Source organism: Prosthecodimorpha staleyi, assembly GCF_018729455.1.
In the GTDB taxonomy this organism is placed as follows: domain Bacteria; phylum Pseudomonadota; class Alphaproteobacteria; order Rhizobiales; family Ancalomicrobiaceae; genus Prosthecodimorpha; species Prosthecodimorpha staleyi.
In genome coordinates, this window is sequence record NZ_JAHHZF010000015.1 from 40,964 (window position 1) to 65,709 (window position 24,746).

Consider the following 24,746-nt stretch of genomic DNA (forward strand, 5'->3'; position numbering starts at 1 on the left):
GTTCAAATGTCGTTCGCGGGAGACTTTCGTGCGACATCTTGCTTTATCGACGGTTGCGCCCGCGCTAGCGTGCCGCCCGGAACGATCCGTCGGGGCATGCAGCCATGACCATGAATATCCGCCGTCTGACCCCGGCCGATCGACGCATGCTGGAAACGCTCTGGCGTACCGCCGCCGACAAGACCGCGATCGTCTTGCCCGGGGCGCACCTGATGCGCCAGCCGACCGATCTGGCCATCCTCCAGGCCCTGATCGACGATCCGACCACGAGGGCGGCCGTGTTCGCAGCCGCGGAAGCCTACGCGATTGCCTTCAGCGAGGTTCTGATCGGCCTGGAGGCCCGCATGCAGGACGGCATTTCCCTGCAGTGGTGCGTGGTGATCGACGAATACGGCACGCATTTCGCGATCAAGCATGCGGAATTCGACGCCTTGATCCGCATAAACTTTGCGCTCGAAAACAAGCTGGCAGACGGCGGCCCCTTCAAGGTCGCGAGGCTGTTCTCCAACCTTGTGACGATCGTTGAAGAAGAGGTTGAACAGGGCAAGGCCAAGCGCTCGCCACGAGAGTGACCGTTACCGCTGCGCGGCCTGCGGCGTCAGCGTCTCGGTGCCGGCGCCGGACTGGTCGGCCGTGCTCCAGACGCCTTCGAGCGAGCCGTCCGGCTGGATGTGGTAGACGACGAGGCCGAAGGAATGGCCGAGCGCATAGGCGGCCGAGAAGGCGTCGAGATTGCGCATGCAGATGCCGACCGAGGTGGCGCCGCCGGTCTCCCAGACGATGCGGCAATTGGTGCTGTCGGTCAGCGAGATGGTCGCCTTGCCGCGATAGGTCGTGCCGTCGAAATTGGTGCCCTTGACGGCATAGACGCCGCCGATCTCCTGGGCCGGGGCGGTGGCGGGGGGCAGCGCGAAGAGGATGGCGGCCGCTGCGGCCGGCGCCCGGAAGGCTCTGCGGAGCATGCCCGTCCCCTCCATGGATGACGCAAAGACACCGCCATGACCCTGCGGAGGCTCCGGGAAGCCTTCCGGAAGGGACCCGCGCGGCCGGACCACCGGCACCTTCCCCAGAGCTACCCCTCTTTCGTTTCGCCGATATTGCGTCCCCGATCCTCCTCAGAAAGGCCAGTAGTGTCCGGCGGCGTCTGCGCATAAAGTATGAGGCGACACCCGACGTCAGATCGGGTGCGCCCTGGGAGGAACCGCATGTGCCAGATTTTCGCGAGCCTGCCGCCGGCGACCTACGCATTCCAGACCCGGTCCGTCCGGCTCGGCGGCCACGCCACCTCGATCCGACTTGAGCTGCGCTTCTGGCAGATTCTCGAGGAGATCGCGGACCAGCAGGGCGTGACGCTGCCGAAATTCCTGACCAAGCTGCATGACGAGATCCTGGACCGGCACGGCGAGGTGGCCAATTTCGCCTCGCTGCTGCGCTGTGCCTGCCTGACCTATCTGGCCGAAATCCGCGGTCGCGACGAGGTCGAGACGGCGCTCGCCGTCGAGGCGCGCCGGGATTTCCGCTACCCGCTCGCGGCGGCCGAATAGCGCGCTTGTAGTATAGACCTACCACCCGCTCCGCCGGCGAACGCCTACACTCCCTCCAGAAGCCACGAAGATCCGCAAACGGATCCGCTGGAGGAAGTGCCCTTGATCGGTTCCCGGAAGACTGCAGCCTGCGCGGCTGCGGCGACGATGATCTTTGCCCAGGCGGCCTCTGTCCTGACGCTGACGGTGCCCGGCCGCGCCGACGACCTGGAGGCCGGCAAGGCCCAATTCCTGAAGAGCTGCGGAACCTGTCACAGCGCCGAACCGGGCGCCGCACCGCGCCAGGGTCCCAACCTGCACGGCGTGATCGGGCGCAAGGCCGGGACCCTGCCCGGCTTCACCTATTCGCCCGCGCTGCAATCCTGGGGCGAGGTCTGGACCGAGGACCTGCTCGAGCCGTGGATCACCAACGCGCAGCTGACCCGGCCCGGTACAGTCATGAACTACCGCCAGGCAGACGAAGACAAGCGCAAGCTGATCATCCAGTATCTGAAATCCCTGTCGGCGAAATGATCGCACGACAGTCCGGCACGGCTCCCAGTCCAAGAGGTTGGCATGGCGAAGGCAATCCACATGATGATCCGGGTCCTCGAAGAGGCCCGATCGGTCGCGTTCTACGGCCAGGCGTTCGGCCTCGCGGTCGCCGACCGGTTCGACTTCGACGGCTTCACGCTCGTCTACCTGCGCAATGCCGAGAATGATTTCGAAGTCGAGCTGACCATCAATCACGGCCGGACCGAGCCCTACGAGCTCGGCACCGGCTATGGCCATATCGCCTTCGCGGTGGCCGATCTCGACGCCGAGCATGCCCGCTTCGTCGCGGCCGGACTCAATCCCAATCCGATCAAGGAGTTCCACCGCGACGGCGGCCTGATGGCCCGCTTCTTCTTCGTCCAGGATCCGGACGGCTACAAGATCGAGGTGCTGCAGACCCACGGACGCTACCGCTGATACCGGCCGGCGGGAGGCCGGCCGATCGACACTCGGGAGGAACGCGAATGACCAAACGCGATGAACTGCCGGCCCCGGACAAGAAGGGCCTCAGCCGACGCAATTTCCTGCTCACCGGCACCGCCGCCGCCATCGTGGTCAAGGGCGGGGCGATCTTCTGCCCCACCGAGGCCTGGGCGCTGGAGGCTCAGGCCCTGAAGCCGACCACGCTCCGGACCCTGATCCGGATGGCCCGCGACATCTATCCGCATGACCGGCTCGCCGACCGCTTCTACGCCGTCGCCGTCAAGGGCTTCGACACCGACGCCGCCAAGGACGCAGGCGCCAAGGCACTGGTCGAGGAGGGCATTGCCGGCCTCGACGCCAAGGCGAAGGCCGCCCATGGCGTCGGCTATGCGGAGGTCGGCTGGGAGGCCGACCGCGTGGCGATCCTGAAGGCCATGGAGAAGGACAGCTTCTTCCAGAAGGTGCGCGGCACCCTGGTGGTCAGCCTCTACAACCAGAAGGAAGTCTGGCCGCTCTTCGGTTACGAAGGCGAATCCGCTTCCAAGGGCGGTTACATCAACCGCGGCTTCAACGACATCGCCTGGCTCTGACCGGCAGGGAGGACACCCCCATGGCTGCACCCTTCAAGCTCGACGACGACGGCGTCGTCGTGGTGATCGGCTCCGGCGCCGGCGGCGGCACGCTGGCGACCGATCTCGCCCTCAAGGGCATCAAGGTCGTCTGCCTGGAGGCAGGCGGGCGGCACGAGATCGAGGATTTCGAGAACGACGAATGGTCGAACTTCTCGAAGATCTCGTGGCTCGATCCGCGCACCACCTCCGGATCCTGGCGCGTGGCGCGCGACTTCCCCGGCTTGCCGGCCTGGATCGTGCGCGCGGTCGGCGGCTCGACCATCCACTGGGCCGGCGCCTCGCTGCGCTTCCAGGAGCATGAGTTCAAGGCCAAGACCACCTATGGCGAACTTGCCGGCGCCAACCTGCTCGACTGGCCGATCACGCTCGCCGAGATGGAGCCCTGGTACGAGAAGGCCGAGAACCGGATGGGCACCACCCGGACCCACGGCATTCCCGGCCTGCCCGGCAACAACAACTACAAGGTGTTCGAAGCCGGCGCCAAGAAGCTCGGCTACAAGACCGTCTCGACCGGCAACATGTCGATCAACTCGCAGGCCCGCGACGGCCGCGGCGCCTGCCAGCAGATCGGCTTCTGCTTCCAGGGCTGCAAGTCGGGCGCCAAGTGGTCGACGCTCTATTCGGAAATCCCGAAGGGCGAGGCGACCGGCAATCTGGAGGTCCGGCCGAACAGCCATGTGCTGAAGATCGAGCACGACGCCTCCGGCAAGGTGACGGCGGTCGTCTATGCCGACAAGACCGGCACGGTCCAGCGTCAGAAGGCACGCATCGTGGCGGTGGCCGGCAATTCGATCGAGACGCCGCGGCTGCTGCTCAACTCCGCTTCCAACCTGTTCCCGAACGGGCTGGCCAATTCGTCGGGCCAGGTCGGGCGCAACTACATGCGCCACCTGACCGCCTCGGTCTATGCCGTGTTCGAGAAGCCGGTGAAGATGTGGCGCGGCACGACGATGGCGGGGATCATCAAGGACGAGTCCGTGCACGATCCCAAGCGCGGCTTCGCGGCCGGCTACGAGATGGAGACGCTGTCGCTCGGCCTGCCCTTCATGGCCGCGTTCCTGGATCCGGGCGGCTGGGGGCGGTCCTTCACCTCGGCCATGGACGGCTACGAGAACATGGCCGGCATGTGGATCGTCGGCGAGGACATGCCGCAGGAGAAGAACGGCATCACGCTGCACGCCACCCAGAAGGACAAATACGGGATGCCGGTCCCGAACGTGCATTTCGACGACCATCCCAACGACATCGCCATGCGCAACCATGCCTGGAAGCAGGGCGCGGCGGTCTATGACGCGGTCGGCGCGGTCCGCACCTTCCCGACACCGCCCTATCCGTCGACCCACAATCTCGGCACCTGTCGCATGTCGGCCAATGCCCGCGACGGCGTCTGCAACAAATACGGCCAGACGCACGACGTGAAGAACCTGTTCATCTCCGACGGCAGCCAGTTCACCACCGGCGCCTCCGAGAACCCGACCCTGACGATCGTGGCGCTCGCCACGCGACAGGCCGAGTTCATCGCCGCCGAGATGGGCAAGAAGAACATCTGATCCGCTCCGCGCGCCTTGCGACCGGCGTCGGCACCCCCGGCGCCGGTCGTCCTTTCGGGCTATACGAAAAGTCTCTCCGGCACCGTGACAGATCGCTGCGCCGCACCATCTAGTCTCGCCGCGGCTGCGATTTAATGCGATCGAACGGACTGGAGGGCCTGTCATGCTGCCAACGCGACTTCTCCACGGATATCGGAATTTCCGGTCGGGCCGGTACACGGTCGAACACGAGCGCTATCGCCATCTGGCCGAAGCCGGCCAGAAGCCCGAGACCATGATCATCGCCTGCTGCGACAGCCGCGCCGCGCCCGAGCTGATCTTCGACGCGCCGCCCGGCGATCTCTTCGTCGTGCGCAACGTCGCCAATCTGGTTCCACCCTACACCCCCGACGGCGAGCACCATGGCACCTCGGCGGCGCTCGAATTCGCCGTCATGGCGCTGCGGGTGAAGACGATCGTGGTCATGGGTCACGGCCGCTGCGGCGGCATCGCGGCGGCGCTCAACGAGAATGCCGAACCGCTCTCGCCCGGCGACTTCATCGGCAAGTGGATCTCGCTCCTGGAACAGCCGGTCGCCGAATGCGCCTGCCACGAAGGCCTCGCGCCCGACCAGCGCCGCCATCTCCTGGAACGGATCTCGATCCGCCATTCCCTGAACAACCTGCGCAGCTTTCCTTGCGTCAATACCCTGGAAAGCCGCGGCAAGCTCGCCTTGCACGGTGCCTGGTTCGACATCAGCCTCGGCGAACTGCACGTCTATGACGAAGCCTCCGATCGGTGGCAGGCGCTCGGCGATGCCGAGCCGACCGACACCGGCCTCTCGCGGGTGGCCATGCCGGCCGGCTGACGCCATCGGCAGGGGTCTCGTACCGGCGCGCATGGGCTCGGTCCGCCGCGCTTTTTGGTACCTATTCGTACCAACGCCAGACCGGCACGCCGAACGTTGCCGCCCTTGAGGACGCTTGCTAAAGAACGCCGCTCGTTCCGGCTCCGCCCCGACGCGTCCCGGCCACCCAGACCCTGCGAGGAACCCCATGGCGTCCCACAATCTCCTTCTCCTGCCCGGCGACGGGATCGGCCCCGAGATCATGGGAGAGGCCAAGGGCATTCTGAACTGGTTCGGCAAGCGCGGCATCGCGTCCTTCGAGACCGAGACGGCGCTGGTCGGCGGCGCCTCCTATGACGCCTGCGGGAAGGCCATCTCCGAGGACACGATGAAGCTTGCCGACCAGGCCGATGCGGTCCTGTTCGGCGCGGTCGGCGGCCCGAAGTGGGACGGCGTGCCCTATGACGCGCGCCCGGAGGCCGGATTGCTGCGCCTGCGCAAGGATCTCGGCCTGTTCGCCAACCTGCGCCCGGCCATCTGCTATCCGGCGCTTGCCGACGCCTCCTCGCTGAAGCGCGACGTGGTCGAGGGCCTCGACATCCTGATCCTGCGCGAACTCACCGGCGGCGTCTATTTCGGCGAGCCGAAGGAGATCGTGACGCTGGAGAACGGGGAGAAGCGCGCGGTCGACACCCAGCTCTACACGACCCACGAGATCGAGCGCATCGCCCGCGTCGCATTCGATCTCGCCCGCACCCGGCGCAACAAGGTCTCCTCGGCCGAGAAGCGCAACGTCATGAAGTCCGGCGTGCTGTGGAACCAGGTCGTCACCAAGATCGGCAAGGAAGAATATCCGGACGTGCAGCTCGAGCACGTGCTCGCCGACAACTGCGCCATGCAGCTCGTGCGCTGGCCGAAGCAGTATGACGTGATCGTCTGCGACAACCTGTTCGGCGACATCCTGTCCGACGTGGCCGCCATGCTGACCGGCTCGCTCGGCATGCTGCCCTCCGCCTCGCTCGGCGCCCCCGATCCGACCACCGGCCAGCGCAAGTCGCTCTACGAGCCGGTGCACGGCTCCGCCCCGGACATCGCCGGCCGCAGCCTCGCCAACCCGATCGCCATGATCGCTTCCGTCGGCATGGCGCTGCGCTATTCCTTCGGCCTCGGCGAGGCCGCCGACCTGCTCGACAAGGCCATCGCCAACGTGCTGGCCACCGGCACCCGCACCAAGGACATTGCCGAGAAGGGCTCCAACGCGGTCAGCACCCAGGAGATGGGCGCCGCCATCCTCAAGGAACTGGAGAGCCTCGCCCGCTGATCGGGACCACGGCTTCCCCAAATCGCATCGTCCGCGCGGGCCGGTCCTCGGATCGGCCCGCTCCTTTTGGAGACGTCGCGCCGGCCGTCCGATTCCGTCCGATCATCGCGGACGGAATCCCGGACGCCTTGCCGACGGGGTTCACCTGACCGTCACCGGGACGCGATCGATGACCGCATCGGCGGTTCCCGGACGACCATAGACATAGACGAGATCATAGCGGCCGGGCTTTGCCGGCGCGGGGATATCGAAAGCCGTCAGATTGCGCACGTCGTGCATCGTATCGGTCCCGAAGCGCGGCAGCGGCAAGCCCGGCGGCAGGAAACCGACCTTGTCGAAGAACATGGCCTTCATGGCGAACCGCACCGGCAGTGTCCCCCCGGGCGCAACCTCTCCGGCGACGTCGACGAAGGCCCGCCCGGTCACCGTCACGGTCTTGCGTGCCAACACGATCCCGTCCGAAAAAGTGACCAGACGCGCCTCGTAGCGACCTTCCGGCGCGGGAAAGCGCTCCGTGCTGCCCTTGATGCCTTCGGCGACCTTTCGTGTCGGCCGACCGGCTTTGTCGAACGCCCAGATCTCGATCGAGCTTCCGCTCAGACCGGGCAATTCGGGCTTGATCCGCTCGTGAAGGGATATCGAATCGGGCAGGCCGACCGTGTAGTTCCGCGCCGATACGGAGAGATCCCGCACGACCAGTACATCCTTGTCGTCCGGGCCGACGGCCACGACGACCCGATAGCGGCCCGCCAGCGGCGGCGCCGTCAGCCTGTAGCGCCTGCCGGTATCGCCGCCGCCGGTGACCGGTTCGCCCCGATCATGAAAGCTCTCTTCGCCATCGGCTTTGCGCCCGAGCAGAACCGGCGGCCGGGCCGCAAGGCCGGACCGGCCTCGAAGCGTCACTTCGAAGATGTCGCCCGCCGTGACCGTTGTCGGCGCGTCGACTGCGATGTCCGGCTTTTCGACCCGCACGGGCCAATCCGCGAGCACCAGGCGCGGCGCGCAGGTCATATAGACGATCCTATAGGCACCCGGTTTGGCCGGAAGCGACACCTCGCCCTGACCGATCTCGTTCGGCCAGGATTCCCGGATCAACGACGCGCCGGGATCGGTGCGCAAGCCGTAGACCCCATCCGTGAACCCGGTCAGGGGGACATGCACCACCGCCCCGCCCGGCGCCGTCGCCTCCACCGGCACCGGCGCAAGCGGGGCGATCGACCGGTCGAGCTTGACGGTGACGGCGGGCGGGGCTCCGGGGCCGACCCGGAAAGCCGCGGTGCCCCAGGCGACCGTCTTCCCCGGCAGCACGGCGTTGACGGCGTAGCTCCCCTCCGGCAGCGCGACCGTGCCGGGTTCGCCGTCGAACAGGAAACGGCTCCAGTCCTTGTCCTTGTAGAGCACGCCGATCCGGGCGCCGCGCACCGGCTTGCCGTCGGCACCGACCACCCGGACGGTCACCGGCTTGCGCGGCTTCTCGCCGAGATGGTCGCGCAGCGCCGCGTCGAGCACGGCGAGCGGCAGGAACAGCCCGGTCAGAAGCGCCGGCAGGTCGTGGCGCCGCTCGAGCGGCTGGAACGATCCCGCACAGGGAAAGCCCGTTTCGGCCGCGCCGGCCGGGCGGATCGAAACGGATGTCAGGGCAGCGACGAGGCCGACGGCGAAGCGGGACAGGATTCGCACGGAGAAACCCTTCGCGAGAGGTGGCCGCCATGGGACCGTGAACCTGCCGCTTCGGCAAGACCCGGCGGAACCCTGACGGCATTTGTCATCCCCGCCACCCCGCGGAGGCGCGCCGGGCGCCGATCGCATGGCTGCAGACCCCAAATCCCGGGGAGCCGTTGCCGTTCCGCCACGGGCGGCGGTCGCATACCGCCGCCCAAAGTGAAGGCTTTGCATACCGTTGCCCAGGAACTAGGCTAAAGGTTCGGATCCCTTCGGGGCCCCGCTTCGATCGGGGCCGATGCCTCACGCCGAGACAGCCAGCGAGCCCGACATTGGCCATCCTGACCGCGCTACACCACGTCACCGCCTATCGCTACGACCGGCCGGTCACCCTCGGCCCGCAGGTCATCCGGCTGCGTCCGGCGCCGCATTCGCGGACCCGCGTGCCGAGCTATTCGCTGAAGGTCGTGCCCGAACAGCATTTCATCAACTGGCAGCAGGATCCGCACGGCAACTGGCTGGCGCGGCTGGTCTTCCCGGAGAAGACGACGGAGTTCCGCGTCGAGGTCGACCTGCTCGCCGAGATGGCGGTCTACAATCCGTTCGACTTCTTCGTCGAGAGCTATGCCGAGAAGTATCCTTTCGCCTACACGCCCGAACTGGCCGTGGAACTGGCGCCCTATCTAGTCACCGAGCCGGCCGGGCCGGAATTCGAGGCCTATCTGGCGGGTATCGATCGCGGTGAAATGCCGATCGTCGACTTCCTGGTCGCCGTCAACCAGCGCCTGTCGCAGGACATCCGCTACGTGATCCGGATGGAACCGGGCGTCCAGGAACCGAACGACACCCTGGCGCTCGCCTCCGGCTCGTGCCGCGACACCGGCTGGCTGCTGGTCCAGCTTCTGCGCCGGCTCGGCCTCGCCGCGCGTTTCGTCTCCGGCTACCTGATCCAGCTCAAGGCCGACATCGCCGCGCTCGACGGCCCGTCGGGCACCGACCACGACTTCACCGATCTGCATGCCTGGTGCGAGGTCTATATTCCGGGCGCCGGCTGGGTCGGCCTCGATCCGACCTCCGGCCTCTTCGCCGGAGAAGGCCACATCCCGCTGGCCGGCACGCCGCACTACCGCTCTGCCGCTCCGATCACCGGCACCGTCTCGGCCTATGGCGGCCAGGCCGAGGTCGAGTTCCATTTCGACATGCGGGTCACCCGCATCGCCGAGAAGCCGCGCGTCACGGCGCCCTTCTCGGACGATGCCTGGGCGGCCCTGGACGATCTCGGCCGCAAGGTCGACGAGGATCTGGTCAAGCACGACGTCCGCTTGACCATGGGCGGCGAGCCGACTTTCGTGTCGATCGACGACTACCAGTCGGCCGAGTGGAACACCGCCGCGGTCGGACCGACCAAGCGCGACCGGGCCGACGATCTGATCCGACGCCTGCGCGAGCGCTTCGCCCCCGGCGGCTTCCTGCATTACGGCCAGGGCAAATGGTATCCGGGCGAAAGCCTGCCGCGCTGGTCCTTTGCGCTCTATTGGCGCAAGGACGGCAAGCCGGTCTGGCGCAATCCCGACCTGATCGCCCGGGAGGGCGGCCCGCGCGGCGCCACCGTCGAGGCGGCCGAGAAGGTCTGCGCCGGGATCGCCGAGCGCCTGGACATCGGCGCCGACTATGTCATTCCGGCCTACGAGGATCCGGCGCACTGGATCCTGAAGGAGATCGAACTCCCCGACAACGTCACCACCCAGGACTCCAAGCTCGAAAACCCCGAAGACCGGCACCGCATCGCCAAGGTCTTCGAGCATGGCCTCGCCCGGCCGACCGGCTACGTGCTGCCGGTCCAGCGCTGGCAGGCGGCGGCCGGCACCGGCTGGTACTCCGAGAAATGGCGGCTGAGGCGCCAGAAGCTGTTCCTGATCCCCGGCGACAGCCCGGTCGGCTACCGTCTGCCGATCGCCTCGCTGCCCTGGATCCCGCCGGCCAACTATCCCTACATCACTGAGCGCGACACCTTCCTGCAGCTCCCGCCCCTGCCCGATCCCGACGAACTTGCACAGGTCTACAGCCGCTCCGAGGCGCCGACCCGCGCGACCCAGCGCTTTCTCGAGGAGATCGGCGCCAACCAGGTGCGCACGGCGATGACGGTCGAGCCGCGCGACGGCGTGCTGCATGTCTTCATGCCGCCGGTCTCCGCGCTCGACGACTATCTGGAACTGCTCGCTGCCGTCGAACTGACCGCCGCCACGGTCGGCGTTCCGGTCCATATCGAGGGCTACCCGCCGCCGTGGGATCCGCGCCTCGACGTGATCAAGGTGACGCCCGACCCCGGCGTCATCGAGGTCAACGTCCAGCCGGCAGGCTCCTGGGACGAATGCGTGGCGATCACCACCGGCCTCTACGAGGACGCCCGGCACAGCCGGCTCGGCACCGAGAAGTTCATGGTCGACGGTCGCCATACGGGCACGGGCGGCGGCAACCATGTCGTGGTCGGCGCCCGTTTCCCGGTCGACAGTCCGTTCCTGCGCCGCCCGGATCTGCTCAAGAGCCTGGTGCTCTACTGGCAGCGCCGGCCCTCGCTGTCTTTCCTGTTCTCCGGCCTGTTCATCGGGCCGACCAGCCAGGCGCCGCGTATCGACGAGGCGCGTCACGATGCGCTCTACGAGCTGGAAATCGCACTCGCCAACGTGCCGACGCCCTGGACCGGCAATCCGCCGCTGCCCTGGCTGACCGACCGGCTGTTCCGCAACCTGCTGACCGACGTGTCGGGCAACACGCACCGTACCGAGATCTGCATCGACAAGCTGTTCTCGCCGGACGGCCCGACCGGGCGGCTCGGCCTGGTCGAGTTCCGCTCCTTCGAGATGCCGCCGGACGCGCGCATGAGCCTCGCCCAGCAGCTCCTGCTGCGGGCCGTCATCGCCTGGCTGTGGCGCGAGCCGCAGGAGGGCGAATTCGCCCGCTGGGGCACGGCGCTGCACGATCGCTTCATGCTGCCGCATTTCGTCTGGGAGGACTTCCTCGGCGTCCTCGACGATCTGAACCGCGCCGGCTACGCCTTCGACCCGGTCTGGTTCGAGGCGCAGCGCGAGTTCCGCTTCCCCTTCTACGGGGCCGTCGAGCATGCCGGCGTGAAGCTGGAGATCCGCACCGCGCTCGAGCCCTGGCACGTCACCGGCGAGGAGGGCGCGGCCGGCGGCACCGTGCGCTATGTCGACAGCTCGACCGAGCGTCTGCAGGTGAAGGCGGAAGGCCTCAATCCGGCGCGGCATGTGGTCACGGCCAATGGTCGCCGGGTGCCGATGACCTCGACCGGCCGCTCCGGCGAATTCGTGGCCGGCATCCGCTACAAGGCCTGGCAGCCGGCCTCGGGCATCCATCCGACCCTGCCTGTGAACGCGCCGCTGACCATCGACGTTCTCGACCGCTGGACCGGTCGATCGCTCGGCGGCTGCGTCTATCATGTGGCGCATCCGGGCGGGCGCAACTACGATACCTTCCCGGTCAATTCCTACGAGGCCGAGGCGCGCCGGCTTGCCCGCTTCTTCGATCACGGCCATACACCGGGCTTCGCGGCCGTCCCGCCGGACGAGCGCAGCCTCGATTTCCCGCTGACGCTCGACCTGCGCCGTCCGCCGCCCCGCCTCTGAGGTTCCTTTCGGAATGACCGAGACCGCCCAGCTCGAATTCGAGATGCGCTTCGCCGGGAGCGCAGGCGCTCCGGGAAGCGAGGCGGTGCGTGCGCTCCTGGCCGGGTATCGCCCGGAGGCCGGTGTCCACGACGAGATGATGGCGGAGGACGGGCGGCCGCGCGCTCACTGGCTGCCTCTGCTCAATCTGCTCGCGGGGCTCGGTCCGAACGAGGTGCGCCGCCGCTTCGCGCTGGCCGACCGGCATCTGGCCGATGCCGGCGTGGTCTACCGGGTCTACGGCGACGAGACCGGGGCCGAACGGCCCTGGCCGCTGTCGCATCTGCCGCTCGTCCTCGCCGAGGCCGACTGGTCGGCCCTCGCCGCCGGCATCGTCCAGCGCGCCGAGCTTCTGGAAGCGATCCTGGCCGATCTCTACGGCCCCGCCGACCTTGTCCGCCAAGGACACCTGCCGGCCGCCCTGGTCGCCGGCAACGGGGAGTTCCTGCGTCCCCTGGTGGGCGTGAAACCGGCCGGCGGTCATCATCTGCATGTCTTCGCCGCCGATGTGACGCGCGGCCCGGACGGCCGCTGGTGGGTGCTCGGCGATCGCACGCAGGCACCGTCGGGCGCCGGCTACGCCATCGAGAACCGGATCGCCCTGTCCTCGCGCGGCCTGCCGGACGTGTTCCGTGCCCTGAGGATCGAACGCCTGACGCGCTTCTTCCAGGCGCTGCGCTCCGGCCTCGCCAAGGCTTCCGGCCGCGACGAGCCGCGCATCGCCCTGCTGTCGCCCGGCCCGGCCAACGAGACCTATTTCGAGCATGCCTATCTGGCGCGCGTGCTCGGCTTCCTGCTGGTCGAGGGCGGTGACCTTTCGGTGCGCGGCGATCAGGTCTGGCTGCGCACCGTCGAGGGCCCGATCCGCGCCGACGTGATCCTGCGCCGGCTGGATGCCGATTTCGCCGATCCGCTCGAACTCAACGCCCATTCGCGCATCGGCGTGCCCGGCCTGATGCAGGCCGTGCGCGCCGGGACGGTGGTGATCGCCAATGCGCTCGGCGCCGGACTGGTCGAGGCGCCGGCCCTGATGCCGTTCCTGCCGGCGCTGTCCCGGCACCTGCTTGGCGAAGACCTGCGCCTGTCCAACCTCGCCACCTGGTGGTGCGGCGATCCGGACGCCCGCGCCGCCGTGATCGGCGACATCCGCGCCAAGGCGCTGGCACCCGCCTTTGGCCGCACCCTGCGCGGCACGCTCGACAATATGGGCGTCAACGGCGCCGACCTGTCGCCGGACGACATGAAGCGGCTGATCGCCGCCATGGAGCGGCGCGGCACCGATTTCGTCGGCCAGGAGCCGGTGCGGCTGGCCACAACGCCGGTCTTCGAGCGCGGACGGCTGCAACCGCGTCCCTTCGCATTGCGCGTCTTCGCCGCGCGTGGCCCGGACGGCTGGACCGTGATGCCGGGCGGCCTCTGCCGCATCTCCGACCGACCGGATGCACGCGCCCTCTCGATGCAGCGCGGCGGCCGCTCGGCCGATGTCTGGGTCGCCACGAGCGCGGCCCCGGAGCCGAGCCTTCTGGTGCCGGACCCCGATCAGGTCGAGATCCGGCGCGACACCGGCGCTCTGCCGAGCCGGGCCGCCGACAATCTCTATTGGCTCGGCCGCTATCTGGAGCGCACGGAGGCGACCCTGCGGCTCGCCCGCAGCCTCGCCGGACAGACCAGCGACGACGGCCCGGATACCGGCGACGGCCCCTCGACCCGCCATGTCGCCGATCTCCTGGCCGCCTGGGGGGCGACGCCGTTCGGGCTCGACGACTATGCCGAGATCGTCCGCGAGGCGCTCGGCGGCACCTCGGTCGGCGCCGCGCCGCAGCTGGCGCGCGAAGCCCGCCGCACCGCCTCGGTGGTGCGCGACCGTCTGTCGCCGGATGCCTGGCGGGCGCTGGCGGATCTGACGGCCGTCTTCCCCCGGCCGTCGTCGGACCGCAACGAAACGGTCGGCGATATCGACCGCGACGGCGACGAGGACGAGGCGGATCTGTTCGCCGCCGCAGACCTGGGTCTGAGAACCATCGCGGCCTTTACCGGCCTCGCCCATGAGAACATGTACCGGCCGTCCGGCTGGCGGTTCCTCGACATGGGCGCGCGCATCGAGCGGGCGATCGCGGTCGCCCGCTACGCCCGGCGCCTCGCGGAGCCGAAGGCCGGCTCCAACCTTCTGATCCGGCTTCTGGAACTGACCGACAGCCAGATCGTTCATCGCGCCCGCTACATCTCAGGCCCCTCGGTGAAGACGGTCCTCGATCTGGTCCTGCTCGACGAAACGCATCCGCGCTCCGCCGCCTTCCAGCTGGATCGCCTGGTCGAGCATCTGACGCATCTGTCCAGCCGCCATGACGGCCGTGCCGACGATGCCGCGCGCGCCGCCCTGCGCCTTGCGGCACTGCTGAAATCCGCCGACCCGGCTGAGTTCGATGCGGACATGATCATGGATGTCGAGATCCGCCTGATGAAGCTCTCCGACGCGATCACGCGCCGCTATTTCGGCGAAGGCGCCGGCGAAGAGCCCGCCGACGAGATCGGCCCGGGCGGGGGATCGATGGGGGAGACCGGCGGCCCATGATCTACGAGGTCACCCATGTCACGCGGTATCACTACCGCGCGACGGTCCCGGTCACGCGCAACATGCTGCACCTGACCCCGGTCGACCGGCCCGGCCAGCGCGTGCTGGCGACCAGCCTCGTCATCGACCCGCGGCCGGCCGAGCGCAGCGAAGGCGTCGATTTCTTCGGCAACCGGACAACCCGGATCACGCTGCGCACGCCGCATGCCTTCCTGGAGATCCACGCCGCCTCGACCGTGTCGGTGGTCGCCCGCGATCTCCCCCGGCCGGGCAGCACGCCGACCTGGGAGACCATCGCCGATCTCGCCGCGACCGGCTTCAGCCTCGCTCCGGAGGATCCCGTCCACTACGTCTTTCCGAGCCGCTCGGTACCGCTCGTCGAAGAAGCCAGGGTCTATGCGGCGCGCTCCTTCCCGCCCGGCCGGCGTATCCTCGACGGCGCGGTCGAGCTCAACCGCCGCATCCGCGCGGATTTCGCCTACGATCCGACCGCCACTGACGTGACCACGCCGGTCGCCAAGGTCTTCGCCGGGCGGCGCGGCGTCTGCCAGGACTTCGCCCATGCGATGATCTCGGGCCTGCGCGGCCTCGGCCTGCCGGCCCGCTACGTGTCGGGCTACCTGCGGACCGAGCCGCCGCCCGGCCGTCCCCGGCTGGCCGGCGCGGATGCCACCCATGCCTGGGTCGAGATCTGGTGCGGTCCGTCGGAAGGCTGGATCGGCCTCGATCCGACCAACGCCATCGCGGCCGGCGACAGCCATGTCGTGCTGGCCGTCGGCCGGGACTATGCCGACGTCTCGCCGGTCGACGGCGTGATCGTCTATTCCGGCCCGCAGGGCCTTTCGGTCGGCGTCGATGTGGTCGAGGTCGACCCGGCCCGCACCAATCCCCGCGTCCTGGCCCCGAAGCGCGCCGAGTAGGCCCAGCCTCCGGCCCGCCGGAGGCTGCCCATTTCTGCGACCGCCGCCTGCCGGTGGCCGGGTCGCGCCGGATGGCAGCCGGCTGCGGCCGAGCCCGGCAGATCGGCCGATCAGACCTCGATCGCGCCGGCAGCCTCGTCCATCAGGTCGGCATAGTGCCGGCGCAGGCGGGCGGTGGTCGGCCCCGGCAGGGCGGTCGGCAGGTCGCGGCCGTCGATGCGGCGGATCGGGGTCAGGCCGCCGAAGGTGCCGGTCACGAAGGCCTCGTCGGCGTCGTAGACCTCGGCGAGGGTGAAGTTGCCGAGCCGGATCGGCACGCCATGGCGCTCGCACAGTTCGATGACATGGGCGCGCGTGATGCCGTTGAAGCAATAGGCGCCGGACGAGGTCCGGACCTCGCCGTTCTTGACGAAGAAGAAGTTGGTTGCGTTGCAACTCGACACGAAGCCGTGCGGGTCGAGCATCAGCGCCTCGTCGGCCCCGGCCTTGATGGCCTGGATCAGCGCCTGGATCAGGTTCAGCCGGCTGTGCGAATTGAGCCGCATGTCGAACATGTCGGGCGGCGAGCAGCGGATCGTCGAGGTGAACAGCGACAGGCCGGTCTTGGCCAGTTCGGGCGACGGCAGCTTGTATTCGGCCGCGATGGCGATGGTCGCCTTGGAGATGGTGTGGCGCGGATCCTGGTTCGGGGTCTTCTTCAGGCCGCGCGTAACCATCAGGCGGATATGCACCCCATCCGACATGCCGTTCGCGGCCAGCATCCGGTCGAGTTCGGCGGCGAGCTCCGCCTTGGCCATGCCGATATCCATGTCGATCGATTTCGCGCCGGCATAGAGGCGGTCGAAATGCCGGTCGGCGAACACGACCGTGCCTTTGTGCAGACGGAAGCCTTCCCAGACGCCGTCGCCGAGCACGTAGCCGGCGTCGAAGATCGAGACTTTGGCCTCGGCGCGCGGCACCAGGGCACCATTCAGATAGATCTTCACATGCTCGTTGCGCGGATCGGCGGCGTAGTCCTGGCTTCCGGCCATGTCGGCTCCTGACGGATAGGGTGCGGCGCTTGCCGCGGGAAGGTTTCACAAGATGACAACAAGCTGTCATTCGATGACAGGAAGCTGACCAAGTGTGACGAATAGCTGACAGCTTGCGTGCATCGGCGGATCTGGAACATGAAATGCCAGAACCAGCCAGTAAACCGTTTGCGACCGACTGCCCGATCGGCTACCGGTTGATCGAGGTCGACGTCCCCATTCCCGATCGCCCACGGCCCAGCCGGGGCGGTTCGGAGTGGGGAATCCGACCGCAACCAGCCGATCCCGACGCCCCGTTCCCGGACGGGCGCGCGAGGGTTTCGCGCAACCCCATCCTGCGGCTCAAGGATCGCCCATGTTCCAGGACTTCTATCCCGAGCTGATCGCGCTCGCCAACGTCATCTTCATCAACGTCGTGCTTTCGGGCGACAACGCCATCGTGGTCGGCATGGCCGCGGCGGCGGTGCATCCGTCGATCCGCAAGAAGGTCATCCTGTGGGGCATCGGCGGTGCCGTCGTCCTGCGCATCATCTTCGCCCTGGTCGCCACCAAGCTGATGTCGATCGTCGGTCTGACGCTCGCCGGCGGCATCCTGCTGCTCTGGGTCTGCTGGAAGATGTACCGGGAGATCACCGAGACGGTGGAGGAAGAAGAGGCCGCAGTCACAATGGCCGAGCAGTCGCTGTCCGGGACCGAGGGTGCCGAGATCGCGACCGCAGTCGGCGGTGCGGCCGCGGCCGGTGCGGTGGCGACGGAGGTGGCGGGCCAGGGCGCCAGCTTCATGGACGCGATGGTCCAGATCGTCGTCGCCGACGTGTCGATGTCGCTCGACAATGTGCTCGCCGTGGTCGGCGCCGCAGGCGAACATGTCTGGGTGCTGGTGGTCGGCCTCCTGCTCTCGGTTGCCCTGATGGGCGCCGCCGCCACCCTGATCGCGCATCTGCTGACCCGCTATCGCTGGATCGCCTGGCTCGGCTTCTTCGTCATCTTCTATGTCGCCCTCAAGATGGTCTGGATGGGCGCCTACGAGGTCGCCTGCCACGGCAACACCGCGGCCGCCTGCGGCCAGGGCATGGGCCACTATCTGAAGGCCACCATTTTCGGCGGCTGACGCCCGGCCCCGGCGGGCCGGCATCGGAAGACCGGCAGATATCCAACAAGGCCGCGATCGGGCTCCGATCGCGGCCTTTGTCGTTCTGAGCGTACAGTCAGGGCGGGTATGTCCTGCGGTAGACACGCGGTTCCGAGGCCCAGTAATTCCTCGGACATATGACAAGATTCAGACTTCCCAAACATGCCGACCCGCGCATAAACTCGGAGGAATAGGCGTTGCGACGACCCCGGCCGAGCCGAGGCGATCTCAACCCATCCGAGGAGACGGCCGTCGGGGAGGAAGCGATGGCGTTGCTCGAGCTGAGCGGGATTTCGAAAAGTTTCGGTCCGATCAAGGCGCTATCCGACATCGACTTCGCCGTCGGGCGTGGCGAGATCGTCGGCCTGATGGGCGACAACGGCGCCGGCAAGTCGACCATGGTCAAGCTGATCGCCGGCAATTTCCCGCCGAGCGCCGGCCGGATCGTGCTCGACGGCGAGGCGGTGCAGTTCCACCGCCCGGTCGAGGCCCGAGAGAAGGGCATCGAGGTCGTCTACCAGGACCTCGCCATCTGCAACAACCTGACCGCAGCCGCCAATGTCTTCCTCGGCCGGGAGCTCAAGCGTCAGGTCGGCCCGTTCCGCTTCCTCGACCACCGCGCCATGACGCGGCGGGCGGCGGAGCTGTTCGCGGACCTGAAATCCGAGACCCGGCCCGGCGATCTCGTGCACAAGATGTCCGGCGGCCAGCGCCAGGCGGTCGCCATCGCGCGGACCCGGCTCGCCGCCGCCAAGATCGTGCTGATGGACGAGCCGACCGCCGCCATCTCGATCCGGCAGGTCTCCGAGGTGCTCGACCTGATCCGGCGCCTGCGCGACCAGGGCATCGCCGTCATCCTGATCTCGCACCGCATGCCGGACGTGTTCTCGGTCTGCGACCGCGTCGTCGTGCTCCGGCGCGGCCGCAAGGTCGCCGACAAGCCGATCGCCCGCTCGACGCCCGAGGAAGTCACCGCCCTGATCACCGGCGCCAAGGAGACGGCGTGATGGCTGAAACCGGACGCCTTCCCGGGCTCGATCTCGACAATGTCGGCCGCGCATCCTGGTGGCAGCGCGGGCTCTTCGCCTCGCAATCGGCCTATGTCAGCCTGGCGCTGGTCGCGGTCGTGATCGGGATGTCGCTGGCCAGCCAGAACTTCCTGACCGCCGGCAACATCTCCAACGTGGCACAGAACTTCTCGTTCATCGCCATCGCCACGCTCGGCATCACCCTGGTGATCATCACAGGCGGCATCGACCTTTCGGTCGGCTCCGTGATGTGCTTCTCGGCGATCATCTCGGCCATGACCATGACGGCGCTGTCCGACGGCTCGATCGCACCCTGGCTGATCACGACCGTCGACGGCAAGCCGGCCGCGGCGGTACCGGGGCTGATCTTCGCGCTGTCGATCCTGGCCGGCCTCGCCGTGTCGCTGGTGATCGGGCTGGCCAACGGCTTCGCCATCGCGCGGCTCGGCCTGTCGCCCTTCGTCACCACGCTCGGCATGCTGTCGATCGTGCGCGGGCTCTGCTACGTCGTCACCAACGGCCGCGGCAGCTTCCCGAGCGGCCCGGATGCCGATCTCTTCTACGCCGTCACCGCCGGCAAGGTCGGACCGCTGCCGATGCCCTTCGTCTATCTGGTCGGGCTAGCGATCGTCATGGCGATCGTGCTGCACCACACCGCCTGGGGCCGGCACGTCTTCGCGCTCGGTGGCAACGAAAAGGCGGCGGAGCTGACCGGCGTTCCGGTCGCCCGGGTCAAGATCCAAGTCTACGCCCTCTCGGCGCTGGCCGCGGGCCTCAACGGCATCATCGTGTCCGGCTGGCTCGGCTCGGCGCCGGCCAACATGGCCAACAGCTACGAGCTCAACATCATCGCCGCGGCGGTGATCGGCGGCGCCAACCTGGCCGGCGGCATCGGCGGCCCGCTCGGGGCGATCGTCGGCTGCGTCCTGCTCGAGGTCATCCGCAACGGCCTGGTCCTGGCCCAGGTCAGCTCCTACTGGCAGCAGACCCTGGTCGGCTGCATCATCGTTCTCGCCGTCCTGGTCGATCGCCTGCGCACCCGCGGGCCCTGACCGGTCGCGCTCCTCCTTTCCCATACCGGTCCGGCACCGCGCGCCCCGCGCCCGTCCGCAGCCGAGACCGGGTCGCAAGACCAGCGGACCCAAACCGGAGGAAATGCCATGCGGAAATGGATGTTGGCGGCGGCTGTCGCCGTCCTGGCGGCGCTCGGTCAACCGGCCGAGGCCCAGCAGAAGTACCGTTTCGCCGTCGTGCCGAAGGCGATGAACAACCCGTTCTTCGATCTCGCCCGGGACGGCTGCCTGAAGCGCGCCAAGGAACTCGGCAATATCGAATGCATCTATCGCGGCCCGGTCGAGCACGAGCCGGCCACCCAGGCGCAGCTGATCCAGGACTTCATCACCCAGAAGGTCGACGGCCTCGCCATCTCGGTCGCCGATGTCGCCTCCGCGACCCGCTCGATCAAGGCGGCGGTCGATGCCGGCATCCCGGTGATCACCTTCGACGCCGACGCGCCCGGCTCGGCCCGTTCGGCCTATATCGGCACCAACAACAAGGAATTCGGCCTCGCGCTCGGCAAGCAGCTGCTGGCGCTCAGGCCGGAGGGCGGCAAATACGCCATGGTGTCGGGCGGTCCCGGCGCCAAGAACCTGGCCGAGCGCGTGGACGGCGTGCGCGAGGCGCTGAAGGGCTCCAAATGGGTCGAGGTGTCCGGCTCGCCGACCTTCTGCAATGACGACGTGGCGCTCGCCGTGCAGCAGATGGCGGACCTGAAGAGCGCGACCCCGGATCTGGCCGCGATCGTCCCGATCGGCGGCTGGCCGATGTTCGCCCCGGAAGGTTTCAAGGCCTTCGTCAACAAGAACAAGAAGGAGATCGACGCCGGCAAGTTCACGCTGGTCGTCGCCGATACGCTCAAGATGCAGCTCGAGCTGCTGCGCGACGGTTATTCCAACGCCCTGACCGGGCAGCGGCCGTTCGAGATGGGCGAGAAGTCGATGGATGCCCTGCTGGCGCTGAAGAAGAAGGAGAAGATCCCGGAGATCATCTATACCGGGCTCGACACCGTCACCAAGGAAACGGTCGGCCAGTATCTGAAGTGACCGCCACCATGAGCCTCTGACCTCTCGCGACGGCGGCGCCGATGGCCCGCCGTCGCTTTCGTCCGACCGGGCGCCGGACGCATGCGACCTGCGATGGAAGCGTTTCCACCGGAGGCCGCGATGGGCTATGACGGCGGAAACCCGCACGGGAAACGATCCAGGGAGAACGACATGACGGACGCCGCGCGCAATTTCATCGCCGGGGAATGGGTCGCCGCCGGCGATGCCGCTCCGGACATCAATCCGTCCAACACCAACGACGTGGTCGGGCTCTATCCGCGCGCCGGCGCCGCCGATGCCGAGCGCGCGATCGCGGCTGCCCGCGCCGCCTTCCCGGGCTGGAGCCGGTCGACGCCGCAGGAGCGCTACGAGATCCTGAAGCGCATCTCCGACGAGATCCTCGCCCGCAAGGACGAGATCGGCCGCATGCTGTCGCGCGAGGAGGGCAAGACCCTGCCCGAGGGCGTTGGCGAGACCGTCCGCGCCGGCCAGATCTTCGCCTTCTTCGCCGGCGAATGCCTGCGCCTCTCCGGTGAGATCGTGCCCTCCGTGCGCCCCGGCGTCGGCGTCGAGATGACCCGCGAGGCGGTCGGCGTGGTCGGCCTGATCACGCCCTGGAACTTCCCCGTCGCGATTCCGGCCTGGAAGATCGCCCCGGCGCTGGCCTACGGCAATTGCGTGGTGTTCAAGCCGGCCGACCTGGTGCCCGGCACCGCGCATCTGCTCGGCGAGATCATCGCCAAGGCCGGCCTGCCGGCGGGCGTCTTCAACATGGTCATGGGCCGCGGCTCGGTGGTCGGCGAGACGCTGCTGCGCTCCCCCGGCATCGACGCGATCTCCTTCACCGGCTCGGTTTCGACCGGCCGCCGGGTCGCCGCCGCGGCGATCGAGGCGAGCCCGATGAAGAAGATCCAGCTGGAGATGGGCGGCAAGAACCCGCTCGTCGTGCTCGACGACGCCGATCTCAAGATCGCGGTCGAATGCGCGGTCAACGGCGCCTTCTTCTCGACAGGCCAGCGCTGCACCGCCTCCTCGCGCCTGATCGTCACCGAGGGCATCCACGACCGCTTCGTCGAGGCCGTCGCCGAACGCTTGAAGGGTCTCGTCGTCGATGATGCGCTCAAGGCCGGCACCCATATCGGCCCGGTCGTCGACCAGAGCCAGCTCGACCAGAACCTGAAATATGTCGCCATCGCCAAGGACGAGGGCGCGCGGCTGGTGATCGGCGGCGACCGCCTCAACCGCGAGACGCCCGGCTTCTACATGGCCCCGGCCTTGTTCGCCGATGTCGACAACCGCATGCGGGTCGCGCGCGAGGAAATCTTCGGGCCGGTCGGCGTGGTCATCCGCGCCAAGGGCTACGACGAGGCGCTGGCGATCGCCAACGACACCGAATTCGGCCTGTCGTCCGGCATCTGCACCACGAGCCTGAAGCATGCCCAGCACTTCAAGCGCAATGCCGAGGCCGGCATGGTGATGGTCAACCTGCCGACCGCCGGCGTCGACTATCACGTCCCCTTCGGCGGCAGGAAGGGCTCCTCCTACGGTCCGCGCGAACAGGGCGCCTACGCCAAGGAGTTCTACACCACGGTCAAGACCAGCTATACGCTGGCCTGAGGCCTCGGGGGGTTCTGTGGGCCGGGCGGAACGCAAGCCGCCCGCCCGGCGTTCCAGGATCCGGACCGATGGCCGCCGCCATGCGGCCACAGGAAAACGAGCCATGACGCAACCCCACCCGGCCGGCGCCACGCCGGACGGCTTCCGAGACAATGTCGAGCGTAACCGCTTCGAGCTGGAGGTCGACGGTCTCGTCGCCTTCGCCGACTATCGGCGCCGGGACGGGACGATCGTCGTGACCCATGTCGAAGCCCCCATCCCGTTGCGCGGCACCGGTACCGCCGACCGCCTGATGCGCGCCGTCGCCGAGACAGCGCGCGCGGAAGGGTCGTCGATCCGCCCGCTCTGCGGCTACGCGGCCGGCTGGCTGCGGGCTCATCGCGAATTCCGCGATCTCGCGGTGTGAAGGCAGACCGCCTTCCGCAGAGCCAAGCCCGTTCGATCGCACGCTTTTCGGGCCGGCGCCCGGCTATCGGCGCCGGCCCGCCTGCGCTACCGTTACCGAGCGGTCAGGCATGCGATGCGCCCGACTGGTGCAGCGGCACGCGGCAGAGTAAGCCGACAAAGAAGCAAGGACCGGCCACCAGAGCCGGCCGCCCCAAGAAAAGCCGCGCCGAGGCGGGGAGTTCGGACATGTGGAATCTGCCGCACGGCCCGCTTCATGCGGATATGTATGCCTATACGATGGCGCTCGCCCATTTCCGCAAGGGCGACCATGACACGCCGACCACCTACCACGCCTTCGTGCGCAAGAATCCGTTCGGCGGCAGCTACACGCTGGTCGCCGGCATCCACGATTTCCTGCGTTGGCTGCGCGATTTCCGCTTCACGGACTATCGCACCGACTATCTCGCCTCGCTGAAGACCATGAAGGGCAACCGGCTGTTCGACGACGCCTTCCTGAAGATGGTCGCCGAGACGCCGCTTTCCCTGACCATCGACGCCCTGCCGGAAGGCGAGCTGACCTTTCCGAACGTGCCGTTCGCCCGGGTCTCCGGCCCGCAATGGCAGTGCCTGATCGTCGAGGCGACGCTCCTCAACCTGATCAATGCGCAGTCGCTGGTCGCCACCGAGGCCTCGCGCTGCGTCCACGCGGCCGAGGGGACGCCGGTCATCGACGGCAGCCTCCGGCGCAGCATGGATGTCGGCGGCTATGCCTCCGCACGCGCCGCCTACATCGGCGGCTTCAGCGGCACCTCCAATGTCGCGGTCGCCCGGGCGCTCGGCCTGCCGGCGCGCGGCACCTTCGCGCATGCCTATGTCACCTTCCACAAGGAGGAGGAGACCGCCTTCCGCAACTATGCGGAGACGATGGACGACGTGGTCATGCTGCTCGACACCTACGACACGCTGACCGCGGCGCGGCTCGCCACGCGCATCTGCAAGGAGATCGGCAAGCCGCTGCTCGGCGTGCGGCTCGATTCCGGCGATCTCGGCTGGCTCAGCCTCGAGGTGCGCCGCATCCTGGACGAGGCCGGCTTCCGCGACACCTATGTGATGGCCTCCAACGACCTCAATCCGCGCACCATCGCCTCGCTGCGCGCCCAGCAGAAGGCCGGCGAGGCGGCGATCGACCGCTGGATGGTCGGCACCGACATCGGCGCCCCGCATGAGGGCGGCGCGCTCGGCGGCGTCTACAAGCTCGCCGAGGTCGCCGGCCGGCCGGTGATCAAGGTCGCCGAGCGCGGCGTCAGCGCCGCCGACACCAAGACGACCATTCCGGGCCCCTACGGCGTGGTGCGCATGCTGCGCGACAAGGACGGCCGCGAGCGGATCGCCGGCGACACGCTCCTGTCGCTCGATACGCTCGGCCGGGTGACGGGCTGGGGGGGCACCGACAAGCTGACCGGCCCCGACAATGGCCGCTTCCAGCTGACTTCGGACCTGGTCTCGGTCAATCTCGCCGATCCGGAGCGGCCGACCAAGTTCCGCACCGGCCAGCTCTGCTACGTGCCGCACCGGCGCATGATGACCCGCGGCGACATCGTCTATGAGATGCCCTCGCTCGACGAGATCCAGGCTTTCGCCCGCACCGGGCTCGACCGGCTCGATCCCGCGCACCGGCGTCTCGACCAGCCGCATATCTATGTCGCCGGCCTCGACGAGGGCCTCTACGAGATGCGCCGCCGCATGATCCGCGACATCCACCTGTCGCATCAGTGAGCG

At 68.2% G+C, this 24,746-nt stretch carries 21 protein-coding genes; 18 read left to right on the top strand and 3 right to left on the bottom strand.

Annotated elements, in window-relative coordinates; genetic code table 11:
- The first annotated feature begins 104 nt into the window (after window positions 1–104).
- Complete coding sequence (locus tag KL771_RS25075; protein ID WP_261971245.1) at window positions 105–572, top strand: DUF3806 domain-containing protein; 468 nt, start codon at window positions 105–107, stop codon at window positions 570–572.
- A gap of 3 nt (window positions 573–575) precedes the next feature.
- Here the strand turns inward: KL771_RS25075 and KL771_RS25080 are convergent, their stop codons facing one another.
- Complete coding sequence (locus tag KL771_RS25080) at window positions 576–962, bottom strand: hypothetical protein (RefSeq protein ID WP_261971246.1); 387 nt, start codon at window positions 960–962, stop codon at window positions 576–578.
- 243 nt (window positions 963–1,205) lie between these two features.
- Here KL771_RS25080 and KL771_RS25085 point away from each other — a divergent pair, with 243 nt between their 5' ends.
- From KL771_RS25085 to leuB, 7 genes are all read left to right on the top strand, one after another.
- Window positions 1,206–1,544, top strand: coding sequence for a ribbon-helix-helix domain-containing protein (locus KL771_RS25085; RefSeq protein WP_261971247.1), 339 nt, complete (start codon window positions 1,206–1,208; stop codon window positions 1,542–1,544).
- Between the two features lie 102 nt (window positions 1,545–1,646).
- Entirely contained in the window at window positions 1,647–2,057 is a 411-nt protein-coding gene (locus KL771_RS25090; protein WP_261971248.1) for a c-type cytochrome, read from the top strand.
- A gap of 42 nt (window positions 2,058–2,099) precedes the next feature.
- A complete protein-coding gene (locus tag KL771_RS25095) occupies window positions 2,100–2,495 on the top strand; it encodes a VOC family protein (RefSeq protein ID WP_261971249.1) in 396 nt (131 codons plus the stop codon).
- A gap of 47 nt (window positions 2,496–2,542) precedes the next feature.
- Window positions 2,543–3,091, top strand: a complete 549-nt coding sequence (locus KL771_RS25100; RefSeq protein WP_261971250.1) for a gluconate 2-dehydrogenase subunit 3 family protein — start codon at window positions 2,543–2,545, stop codon at window positions 3,089–3,091.
- A 20-nt stretch (window positions 3,092–3,111) separates the two neighbouring features.
- Entirely contained in the window at window positions 3,112–4,683 is a 1,572-nt protein-coding gene (locus KL771_RS25105) for a GMC family oxidoreductase (protein WP_261971251.1), read from the top strand.
- A gap of 163 nt (window positions 4,684–4,846) precedes the next feature.
- Window positions 4,847–5,530, top strand: coding sequence for a carbonic anhydrase (locus tag KL771_RS25110; protein ID WP_261971252.1), 684 nt, complete (start codon window positions 4,847–4,849; stop codon window positions 5,528–5,530).
- A 187-nt stretch (window positions 5,531–5,717) separates the two neighbouring features.
- On the top strand, window positions 5,718–6,830 hold the full coding sequence (leuB, locus tag KL771_RS25115) for a 3-isopropylmalate dehydrogenase (RefSeq protein ID WP_261971253.1): 1,113 nt from the start codon (window positions 5,718–5,720) through the stop codon (window positions 6,828–6,830).
- 141 nt (window positions 6,831–6,971) lie between these two features.
- Here leuB and KL771_RS25120 read toward each other — a convergent pair whose 3' ends face one another.
- Window positions 6,972–8,510, bottom strand: coding sequence for a hypothetical protein (locus KL771_RS25120; RefSeq protein ID WP_261971254.1), 1,539 nt, complete (start codon window positions 8,508–8,510; stop codon window positions 6,972–6,974).
- Between the two features lie 314 nt (window positions 8,511–8,824).
- Here KL771_RS25120 and KL771_RS25125 point away from each other — a divergent pair, with 314 nt between their 5' ends.
- Genes KL771_RS25125 through KL771_RS25135 form a run of 3 tightly spaced genes read left to right on the top strand, consistent with a single transcriptional unit; the run spans window position 8,825 to window position 15,670 of the window.
- Complete coding sequence (locus KL771_RS25125; protein WP_261971255.1) at window positions 8,825–12,139, top strand: transglutaminase family protein; 3,315 nt, start codon at window positions 8,825–8,827, stop codon at window positions 12,137–12,139.
- A gap of 13 nt (window positions 12,140–12,152) precedes the next feature.
- The gene (locus tag KL771_RS25130; RefSeq protein ID WP_261971256.1) at window positions 12,153–14,750 is read left to right on the top strand and encodes a circularly permuted type 2 ATP-grasp protein; all 2,598 of its coding nucleotides are present in this window, start codon (window positions 12,153–12,155) and stop codon (window positions 14,748–14,750) included.
- Window positions 14,747–15,670 (top strand): transglutaminase family protein, encoded by a 924-nt coding sequence (locus KL771_RS25135; RefSeq protein WP_261971257.1) that lies wholly within the window; start codon window positions 14,747–14,749, stop codon window positions 15,668–15,670. Before KL771_RS25130 ends, KL771_RS25135 begins: the two co-directional genes overlap by 4 nt.
- A gap of 110 nt (window positions 15,671–15,780) precedes the next feature.
- Here KL771_RS25135 and KL771_RS25140 read toward each other — a convergent pair whose 3' ends face one another.
- Window positions 15,781–16,701, bottom strand: coding sequence for an aminotransferase class IV (locus KL771_RS25140; RefSeq protein ID WP_261971258.1), 921 nt, complete (start codon window positions 16,699–16,701; stop codon window positions 15,781–15,783).
- Between the two features lie 355 nt (window positions 16,702–17,056).
- Between KL771_RS25140 and KL771_RS25145 the strand changes: the two genes are divergently transcribed.
- From KL771_RS25145 to pncB, 7 genes are all read left to right on the top strand, one after another.
- Window positions 17,057–17,812, top strand: a complete 756-nt coding sequence (locus KL771_RS25145; RefSeq protein ID WP_261971259.1) for a YjbE family putative metal transport protein — start codon at window positions 17,057–17,059, stop codon at window positions 17,810–17,812.
- Window positions 17,813–18,099: 287 nt separating this feature from the next.
- A complete protein-coding gene (locus KL771_RS25150; RefSeq protein ID WP_261971260.1) occupies window positions 18,100–18,840 on the top strand; it encodes an ATP-binding cassette domain-containing protein in 741 nt (246 codons plus the stop codon).
- On the top strand, window positions 18,840–19,913 hold the full coding sequence (locus tag KL771_RS25155) for an ABC transporter permease (RefSeq protein WP_261971261.1): 1,074 nt from the start codon (window positions 18,840–18,842) through the stop codon (window positions 19,911–19,913). The genes KL771_RS25150 and KL771_RS25155 overlap by 1 nt, the downstream gene beginning before the upstream one ends.
- Window positions 19,914–20,021: 108 nt before the next feature.
- On the top strand, window positions 20,022–20,963 hold the full coding sequence (locus tag KL771_RS25160; protein ID WP_261971262.1) for a sugar-binding protein: 942 nt from the start codon (window positions 20,022–20,024) through the stop codon (window positions 20,961–20,963).
- A 171-nt stretch (window positions 20,964–21,134) separates the two neighbouring features.
- Entirely contained in the window at window positions 21,135–22,580 is a 1,446-nt protein-coding gene (locus tag KL771_RS25165) for an aldehyde dehydrogenase family protein (RefSeq protein WP_261971263.1), read from the top strand.
- A gap of 103 nt (window positions 22,581–22,683) precedes the next feature.
- The gene (locus KL771_RS25170; RefSeq protein ID WP_261971264.1) at window positions 22,684–22,986 is read left to right on the top strand and encodes a GNAT family N-acetyltransferase; all 303 of its coding nucleotides are present in this window, start codon (window positions 22,684–22,686) and stop codon (window positions 22,984–22,986) included.
- A gap of 227 nt (window positions 22,987–23,213) precedes the next feature.
- Window positions 23,214–24,743 (top strand): nicotinate phosphoribosyltransferase, encoded by a 1,530-nt coding sequence (gene pncB / locus KL771_RS25175; RefSeq protein WP_261971265.1) that lies wholly within the window; start codon window positions 23,214–23,216, stop codon window positions 24,741–24,743.
- Window positions 24,744–24,746 lie beyond the last annotated feature (3 nt).

Coding starts and splice junctions, on each gene's coding strand:
- KL771_RS25075 (WP_261971245.1), top strand. CDS start 105: ATGACCATGAATATCCGCCGTCTGACCCCGGCCGATCGACGCATGCTG.
- KL771_RS25080 (WP_261971246.1), bottom strand. CDS start 962: ATGCTCCGCAGAGCCTTCCGGGCGCCGGCCGCAGCGGCCGCCATCCTC.
- KL771_RS25085 (WP_261971247.1), top strand. CDS start 1,206: ATGTGCCAGATTTTCGCGAGCCTGCCGCCGGCGACCTACGCATTCCAG.
- KL771_RS25095 (WP_261971249.1), top strand. CDS start 2,100: ATGGCGAAGGCAATCCACATGATGATCCGGGTCCTCGAAGAGGCCCGA.
- KL771_RS25100 (WP_261971250.1), top strand. CDS start 2,543: ATGACCAAACGCGATGAACTGCCGGCCCCGGACAAGAAGGGCCTCAGC.
- KL771_RS25105 (WP_261971251.1), top strand. CDS start 3,112: ATGGCTGCACCCTTCAAGCTCGACGACGACGGCGTCGTCGTGGTGATC.
- KL771_RS25110 (WP_261971252.1), top strand. CDS start 4,847: ATGCTGCCAACGCGACTTCTCCACGGATATCGGAATTTCCGGTCGGGC.
- leuB (WP_261971253.1), top strand. CDS start 5,718: ATGGCGTCCCACAATCTCCTTCTCCTGCCCGGCGACGGGATCGGCCCC.
- KL771_RS25130 (WP_261971256.1), top strand. CDS start 12,153: ATGACCGAGACCGCCCAGCTCGAATTCGAGATGCGCTTCGCCGGGAGC.
- KL771_RS25135 (WP_261971257.1), top strand. CDS start 14,747: ATGATCTACGAGGTCACCCATGTCACGCGGTATCACTACCGCGCGACG.
- KL771_RS25140 (WP_261971258.1), bottom strand. CDS start 16,701: ATGGCCGGAAGCCAGGACTACGCCGCCGATCCGCGCAACGAGCATGTG.
- KL771_RS25145 (WP_261971259.1), top strand. CDS start 17,057: ATGTTCCAGGACTTCTATCCCGAGCTGATCGCGCTCGCCAACGTCATC.
- KL771_RS25150 (WP_261971260.1), top strand. CDS start 18,100: ATGGCGTTGCTCGAGCTGAGCGGGATTTCGAAAAGTTTCGGTCCGATC.
- KL771_RS25155 (WP_261971261.1), top strand. CDS start 18,840: ATGGCTGAAACCGGACGCCTTCCCGGGCTCGATCTCGACAATGTCGGC.
- KL771_RS25160 (WP_261971262.1), top strand. CDS start 20,022: ATGCGGAAATGGATGTTGGCGGCGGCTGTCGCCGTCCTGGCGGCGCTC.
- KL771_RS25165 (WP_261971263.1), top strand. CDS start 21,135: ATGACGGACGCCGCGCGCAATTTCATCGCCGGGGAATGGGTCGCCGCC.
- KL771_RS25170 (WP_261971264.1), top strand. CDS start 22,684: ATGACGCAACCCCACCCGGCCGGCGCCACGCCGGACGGCTTCCGAGAC.
- pncB (WP_261971265.1), top strand. CDS start 23,214: ATGTGGAATCTGCCGCACGGCCCGCTTCATGCGGATATGTATGCCTAT.